Origin of the sequence: Leptospira noguchii serovar Panama str. CZ214, from assembly GCF_000306255.2 — a bacterium.
In the GTDB taxonomy this organism is placed as follows: Bacteria; Spirochaetota; Leptospiria; order Leptospirales; family Leptospiraceae; genus Leptospira; species Leptospira noguchii.
Genome location: NZ_AKWY02000013.1, coordinates 30271 through 37500, shown reverse-complemented (window position 1 = coordinate 37500; position 7230 = coordinate 30271). Strand labels below are relative to the sequence as shown.

The following is a 7230-nucleotide window of genomic DNA, read 5'->3' as shown; positions in this document are numbered from 1 at the left end:
CACTCTGTTTAAAATACTTTTATAACTTTTAAGGATTTGATCTTTTTTCTCTTTTTTAATTTGTTTTCTGATGCGTCTGTCTATATATTCTACGAATTCTTTTTGCTTTTTAGTTTCTTTCTTTATAGAAGAGGATCGAATGCGGACAAAATCGTCATACCGGATTTGATAACCGACAAAAGTAATCCATGGGTATGAATTTTTACTCCACTGATAGCCTTTTCTGGATTTTCTATCCCAAAAATCTCTCTTGGTTGAACTATCTAAATACGGAAACAAGGGCTTTTCATTGTGATGCAGTAATTTCTTTTCTTTCAGTAATTTTATATATTCTTCGTAGGCTTTATTTGCCTCGTTTTCTTTTGCAGATAGAATAATCATGTCATCACAATATCGCATGTATAAGAAACCGTCAGTATTGTTGAATTTTTCCTCCATCAGTCTATCATTATCGTGAAGAATTAGATTTGCAAATAGAATGGAAAAGGAAGTTCCTTGTGGAACGCCTATGCTTTTTAATGCCTCAGCGTTTCCGGAATAAAAAGTATTCAATAATTCATCTTTTGGAAATGATAATTTCCCTTTAATGTTATTGGTTTTAAAATACATTTCTGATTCAGATATTGCATAGTCTATTGAATATGAATTAAGAAAGGCTTCTACGAAATCATCGGCGCGACCAAAGATCCGAGTGCCATTAAGCTTAAACAACTCGTCTTTAATCATCGCGTATGATTTTCGGATTTCATCATGAGAAATAATATCAAAGAAAGCTTTTATATCGCATTCGGAAATATATAAATTTTCCTTCCCTTTCTTAAATCGTTTTATTTCTTTAAAGCAATCGTGATGTGTCGGAACCCGATTCTGATAAATTTTCCCTCTCCGAAAAGCAAACGAAGAATTTTTAAACACAACGTCTAATTGATCCATTAAATACCGGGCTGTTAGGTTCATTACAATTCGAGAAGATAGATCCCCTATAATTGAAATGGGTCTATATAAATCAATTTCACCCTCTTTTTTATTCTTCAAAATTGGAGATAATTTTGGAGTCGATAATTCGATTTTTTGAGAATATAAAGCTTGATATCGAATTTCTTTAATAAGTTTGTTCAACTCAAACACCCATTTAGGTTGTCTATTTATAGACTGACTTCTAAAATAATTTACGGTAAAGAGTAAGGATATGAAATCGACATTCCGGTTTTTGGATGTTTTCCTTTTCTCAAACGAAGGGCGTTTCCAATAGTTTCTTGGCGGAAAAATCTTTGAAAGCTGTTTTTCAATAGCCTTTGGTTCTAATTTTTCGGATTGAATTATGCGATCAAAGAAAGAACTTTCATGACGCCTTTCGGCGAGTTTAAGGCGATAATTGATTAATGATTTTATTATATCTAAATCGGAAAAATATTCTTCGAAAATAATAGCGTGCGATCTGCCCATGGTATAACTTAGATACTTATCTTGTAAGGTATCCAAAAGAATGGATACTGATTTTCAATTTAACGGGATTCCTATTAAAGAACACTTTTTTCCGTTTCTGAAAGCTCCTGAAGAACTGCTACGGACAGATCACACATTTTCAATTTGGACAAATTATGATTATTGACAATGTATTTTTTCGAGAGAGTGCAAAATTTCGTTTAACTTTTTTAAAAGAATTTGAATTTTTTTTCGAAAAAAGCCTTCAGTCAATAAATTTCTATTTATAGCGTATTCAGTCGATTAAATGAAGAAAACTTAATTTCTTATTCAACTTAAACTTTTTTTTCAAAAATAGCCCAAAAATCTGTTTGGAGTGTTTACCAGGATCGAGCCAAGAAACTATGACTGGATGGGGTTATTTATGAGTATTGAATATTATTTTATAAATAAAGAATGATTGGTGTTTGATTCGGAGCTGATATATTATAGTTTTTTAATATAATCTACTTTAATCCTCATCCCATTTACATTTCCAAACATTATGTTTTATTATTATATATAATTATTATAAAGTATTTACTATTTCTTTTTATATTCTAAGTTTCTAGTTTTTATAATCATTAAGCATTCTTAACTTATTTATCAGTTCTCTCACTAATTAAACTATGAGTGAGAATTTAACCAGGAATAAGACTGATAGTATTGTTAAGTATACAAAGAAATTTATATCAGAGAATTTTAGTTCCTATGTTGAGTTTCTCTATAGATTAGGATTTGATATTCGAAAACAATTTGAGGGATCGGAAGCAAAGAAAGTAACGTATGTTTCTAAAGAAGGATACAAAACTTTTGCATTGAGTAATCGTAGGAATCAACTTTTTGGATTTATCAGTAATCATTTTCTTTCAAGATTAAATGTAAATGAGGATTGGAATGGTAAGCGAGTATCTAAGAAAGAAATCTCTGATTTTCGCAAGATTGGAAACTTAGCACTCAGCGAGCATCCTAATTCCGACATTCTCTATATTGACCTTGATACGCACAATCCTTCCTTTTCTGAGATTCCATTTAACGAATATGTTGAATTGATTTACAAGCTCCTTTCCGACATTAAGGAGAATTTAGAATGTATTCCGGTATTCTGCGAGATTTCTAGGCTCAATCGTGGCGCTCATGTTTATTACCGGGTAGAAGACACTTGGGACAAGGAGAAAATATTTCTTTTGATTGAGAGAGTCTTGAAGGCATCTGATAAGCGTGTAAAGTTGGAATTGAGGAAAGAGCAAGGTAAAGCATATCGAATTCCATTTGCTTGGGATTATTTACCTTACTCATTTGAAAGGAAAGCGATTCTACGCAATATTCCCTTTGCTTTGAAGGAAACTTTAAAGATACTGGATTCTAAGCTTTACAAGATCAATTACGATGTTACGACCGGGATACTATATCAATATAACGCTGAACTTTTATCGGAGAATTTTATTTCTAAAATTGAAGGGAGTTCTTCTATTTGGGCGAAAGGAAGATTTAGTAAGAGTGATAATTCTAATACCTTTCAAATTACCGAGGGGAACAGAGTTGGTGGAGAAAAAACAATCTTTAAAGTTCTGAATTATTGCATCTCCAAAGGAATGGATTACGAGCAAACAAAGGAGTTTTGCCTTTCTTGTAACTCTGGAAGTAAGGATCTTACAGCGATTGCTGAAAATCCAAATGGCAAAGAAGAGAAAGAATTAAGGATTCTCTTTGAATATTGTAAGATCAATTTCAAGAGTGAATATGCACCTACGGGACAAAGTAAGAAGGAGGCGAATTCTTTTCATTCTAACTTACAGTACCTGACTCCGATCGATTTACAATGGATTGACTCCGAACTTAAGAATACAAATGGCTATATCCGAGATAAAACGTATGAAAACTATGCTCTTGTTTTAAAGGAAGTCGTAGGTAAGCACAATTACGATGTTTACGTAAATCCTAGAAAGATTAGTGATTCAGTTCGACTCAAAAAAGAGTTAAAGGAAAAACTTTGTGAAGGGACTCAGTGTTCCGATGCCTTTTTAAAATCCTTAAAAATACATTACAAAATTAAGTTTAGCGTGAAAGAGTTTAAGAATCGAATTTTAAACAATACAAAGTTATTTGCTCCGATACACAATGGAATCAAGGGTGGATTTTTAAACCTTCCTAGTATCCGTTCCTGCAAACAATATCGACTTAGATACGAAAACTTGTGGAGGGAGTATTTTGGAGATAAATTTGAGAAGAAAATTTCATAGTATTTAAATTTTTTTTGCCAACTATCACAGATCCGTATTAAAAGAAATCAACCGGTCTATTCCTTGAATAGGCCTACACTTTATATATCGCATATATCTGTTTTTGTCAGGTGAATACCGTCACTACCCACACATTGGATACCTTGGGTATTGCCCAGGGAATGAAATCTGAAATTATAGATGATGCTATTCGGGCTGCAGTAAAAAATGGAGATAACATTTCTGGGCTTAAGGGGTATGCGACGGGATTTAAACTTTTTGGAGCTTAAGGGAAGTCTCTTTCGGAAACATTATTTGACAGGAAGTCACATGTATATTAAAGCATTTAAGTCTTTATTTATTAGACATTGGAAAAACGAAATAGAATATTATAAGACTAATAGTATTAATAAGGCAAGATTGATAACTGTTGTTTCGTTTTACCCAGCAGTTTTATTTCATACAGTTTTGTTTTTGGAATTAGCGGACTATTTTTTTCATAACTTTTATGAAACATATTTTTCGCCAATTTTAAGAATTCAATTTATAGTTATCTACTTTACGATTTTTTATTTTGGGATTATTGCGGTGATTTTCACAGAAGCGAGAGCTAAAGCGTTAATCGAATTATTTGAACTGAAGAAATTAGATGGTGAGCCATTTGCATTATATTTTGCATTTCTGTTTTCCCCAATATTGATTCTTTTAATATATATATTGATGTTTGCTCCAAGTGCATCTTACAAATGAATTTGCCTTAGCCTCGATAACAAAGATTAATACGAAGCACCTTTTTCTCACACCTCCGCGAGCGATCAAGGCGTGGTCAAGTTATTTGCATTATTGAAACGCAATGTGTTCTCTGAGGAACAGAAATAACTTGACCGGAGCTGCGAGCGCGGTCCGGAAGACGCGGCCAAATAAGCGAACTACGAATTAGACAAATTAAAGAACCGTAATAAGAGCCAAGAACAGCTGAACCAATTGGGAATGCGAACTGGTGCAGAGATGTATGCGAACGACGCGATGGTGGACAAGGTGGTGAGCACAACGTTAGCGGTCACGGGAATCATCGAAACGGTGTTGTCCTTTACTCCGTTTGCACCAGTATCCGCGGCGGGAGCAACGATGGCGGTAACCTCCGCACTTGGAATGGCAGCGCAGAAGAGTTTTAGAGGTAAGCTATGACAACCTTGCGGGTTACTCGGCGAGTTTTCAAGCGGCAAGCGCGATGTTTGGCGATACTCCTTTGAAAATGACAAGTTCTTTGACATGGTCGGACCAGAACGGTTTTAACAGGAGCGTGTCCTACAATCTTTTAACGGAAGAGCAATTGGACAAGGAAGCCGCGAAGGCAGCACAGAAGGGCGCGCAACAGAATCAAGGAAACCTATTTTTGAATATCATGGACGGTTTAGGATACAATCTTGGTGGCAGAGAGAGTGAACCTACTGTGTGGAACGATATCACTGGGGCGTTTACGAAAGCATGGGATCAAATAACGAATCCTATGGATACGTTGAGTGCGATTGGGGACGGCTTTAGCAAACTTGGTAAGGGTATAGCTGGTTTGGCTTCGAGTGCTTGGGATGGAATTACTGGGTTGTTTGGTGGGAAATCTAAGACTGATTATGAAATATCGCTGCTTCTTGCTAAGAAAGCGGAGCAAATACGTCGAGAGCCAATTATGACGGTTGCTTGGGATCGACAAACAAATATTATGAATGACGCTAGTGGTAGTGAAGTTGATATAAAATCCATAACTGATAAAATGAAAGCTGGTCAAAGCTTAACCCCAGAGAAGACCGAAAGTTTAAAAATATTTATAGATCAAAAGCTTGGAAAGGGGAAAAGTGGAGTTCACGACTCAACTATTTTTGTTCGTGATTCACTTTCAAATACAAATGAAAAAAATAATCTGACATATAATGAAGCTCTAATTGCCGCCTTACTTCAAGATGGAGAAATTCATTTTAATCAAAAAGGATTTACTGCTGCTTTTGGAATTGGATTATCTATTAGTTACACCACATATATTGATTCAGAAGGTAAGGTGTATAAAAAATGGGACGCACAAGTCGCTTTTGGACTTGGGACAGGAGCTGTCTTTATTCAAGGAACAATAGATACAAATACAGGTTTTAGAAAAAGTAATGCACACGATTCTCTTTCAATACTAATATAAGCGCTGGGGTGGGGTTCCTCTCTATCGAGTCCAATTTTGTTCCGGGTGGAGCGGCCGTCACTTACGGGGTGAATCCGTTGGACCCAATTTTAACGCACTTTTCTCCTATGGTGGGTGTTGTCGCGGTTCAATCTTTTATAAACTATAATGAATGGCAGGTTCTTTCCGATATGATGAATGAAAACAAGTCCCCTAATGCATTGGATTCAGAATACATAAAGAAATTACGAGATGGTCTTAAATATTAAATATTTAATTGTATTTTGTCTTTCTTTTACCTTAGCATTTTGCCAAAAGGAAGAAAGAAATTTGACGAAGTACAATGCAATTTTGATCGAAGGTAAAATGGCAAATGACTTTAGACCTTTCTTGGGAAAAACGTTTGGCTTTGATCTCGATAATTTGGGTTATAAAAAAGAAGGTAAAATGCTTCAGATTGATGATGTTGCTTCTTCTTTATCGTTGATTTCTTGTCCTTTAAGGAGAAAATTGCCAACTTCTAATGTAGATCGGTTTTATCATCCTGAAATACAAAATGCAATATTGATTAACAATAACGATGGGAATTATATTGTTTTTCAATCTTTCGATGATGTTATAGTGCAAAAAATCCTATTGAATAGAAGATTTAAAACACAGATTTTATATCAAAAAGAAGAATGTTTTTACTTGGTTAATAATTCTGCTTTCGAGCGACTTACGAATAATATTCGTTTAAATGGAGAAACTGGGGAATATCTTAGGTTGATTCGTTTCGATAATCAACTTATTGAGAATGGCGAAACAGGTTTCGGAATACTCATTTTTCTTTCCATAATTCTAATTGGTAATACACTAATTTGTTATAAATTACTCAATTACGGTATGTGGACATTTGCATATTGGTTAATCTCGACGGGGGGTAATAGTATATCAATTTTTCTCGTAATATTTAAGAGCTATTGAACATATTTTCAAAATGGTTAACGAACAGGACCTCCTAATATCAACAACAAAAATAAGAAGATAGGGTTTGGCTTTCAGTTAAAGTTCTTTTTTTGTTGGAGATAGAAAAGGAAGTCCCTTTCGGAAACGTTATTTGACAGGAAGGAATATTGATGTATATTAAGGCATTTAAACTATCGTTTTTGAAGCATTGGAAAAATGAAGTGGAATATTACAAAACGAATAATGTTAACAAAGCACGTTGGTTGACTTTTGTTACTTACTTGCCTGTTCCAATATTTCATACATTTTTTCTACTGGAATTTATAAACAACTTTTTTAATAACATATATAAGCAATTTATTGCTCCAATTTTGAAAATTCCAAATTTAAATATTTATTCGATTGTAGCATATTTTATATTTGTTAGTTTAT

8 protein-coding genes and 1 pseudogene (1 of these 9 only partly in view) are annotated in these 7230 nt (G+C 34.1%); 7 read left to right on the top strand and 2 right to left on the bottom strand.

Going from position 1 to position 7230, the window contains the following annotated elements:
• A protein-coding gene (locus tag LEP1GSC059_RS05095) for a reverse transcriptase domain-containing protein (RefSeq protein WP_017214267.1) crosses the window boundary here: on the bottom strand, nt 1-1446 show its 5' portion. It extends 315 nt beyond the left edge of the window; the window shows 1446 of its 1761 coding nt (coding positions 1-1446); its start codon is at nt 1444-1446; its stop codon lies off the left edge, out of view.
• A 647-nt stretch (nt 1447-2093) separates the two neighbouring features.
• Between LEP1GSC059_RS05095 and LEP1GSC059_RS05090 the strand changes: the two genes are divergently transcribed.
• Nucleotides 2094-3707, top strand: coding sequence for a hypothetical protein (locus tag LEP1GSC059_RS05090; protein ID WP_020980406.1), 1614 nt, complete (start codon nt 2094-2096; stop codon nt 3705-3707).
• Between the two features lie 24 nt (nt 3708-3731).
• On the opposite strand, the pseudogene LEP1GSC059_RS22840 reads toward LEP1GSC059_RS05090, so the two are convergent.
• Nucleotides 3732-3818 (bottom strand): annotated as a pseudogene (locus tag LEP1GSC059_RS22840) (F plasmid protein); the annotation flags it as partial.
• 32 nt (nt 3819-3850) lie between these two features.
• Between LEP1GSC059_RS22840 and LEP1GSC059_RS24525 the strand changes: the two are divergent.
• The 6 genes from LEP1GSC059_RS24525 to LEP1GSC059_RS05065 all read left to right on the top strand — a co-directional run bounded on the left by LEP1GSC059_RS24525 (nt 3851) and on the right by LEP1GSC059_RS05065 (nt 6816).
• Nucleotides 3851-3976 (top strand): hypothetical protein, encoded by a 126-nt coding sequence (locus LEP1GSC059_RS24525; RefSeq protein WP_268768082.1) that lies wholly within the window; start codon nt 3851-3853, stop codon nt 3974-3976.
• A gap of 40 nt (nt 3977-4016) precedes the next feature.
• Nucleotides 4017-4436 carry a hypothetical protein gene (locus LEP1GSC059_RS05085; RefSeq protein ID WP_017214263.1) on the top strand — a complete coding sequence of 140 codons (420 nt, stop codon included), beginning with the start codon at nt 4017-4019 and terminating at the stop codon, nt 4434-4436.
• A 234-nt stretch (nt 4437-4670) separates the two neighbouring features.
• Complete coding sequence (locus tag LEP1GSC059_RS24025; RefSeq protein WP_020980401.1) at nt 4671-4874, top strand: hypothetical protein; 204 nt, start codon at nt 4671-4673, stop codon at nt 4872-4874.
• Nucleotides 4875-5019: 145 nt separating this feature from the next.
• Entirely contained in the window at nt 5020-5871 is an 852-nt protein-coding gene (locus tag LEP1GSC059_RS24020) for a hypothetical protein (protein WP_235592127.1), read from the top strand.
• An 8-nt stretch (nt 5872-5879) separates the two neighbouring features.
• Nucleotides 5880-6119 carry a hypothetical protein gene (locus LEP1GSC059_RS05070; RefSeq protein WP_017214259.1) on the top strand — a complete coding sequence of 80 codons (240 nt, stop codon included), beginning with the start codon at nt 5880-5882 and terminating at the stop codon, nt 6117-6119.
• Complete coding sequence (locus tag LEP1GSC059_RS05065; protein WP_017214258.1) at nt 6103-6816, top strand: hypothetical protein; 714 nt, start codon at nt 6103-6105, stop codon at nt 6814-6816. Before LEP1GSC059_RS05070 ends, LEP1GSC059_RS05065 begins: the two co-directional genes overlap by 17 nt.
• Nucleotides 6817-7230 lie beyond the last annotated feature (414 nt).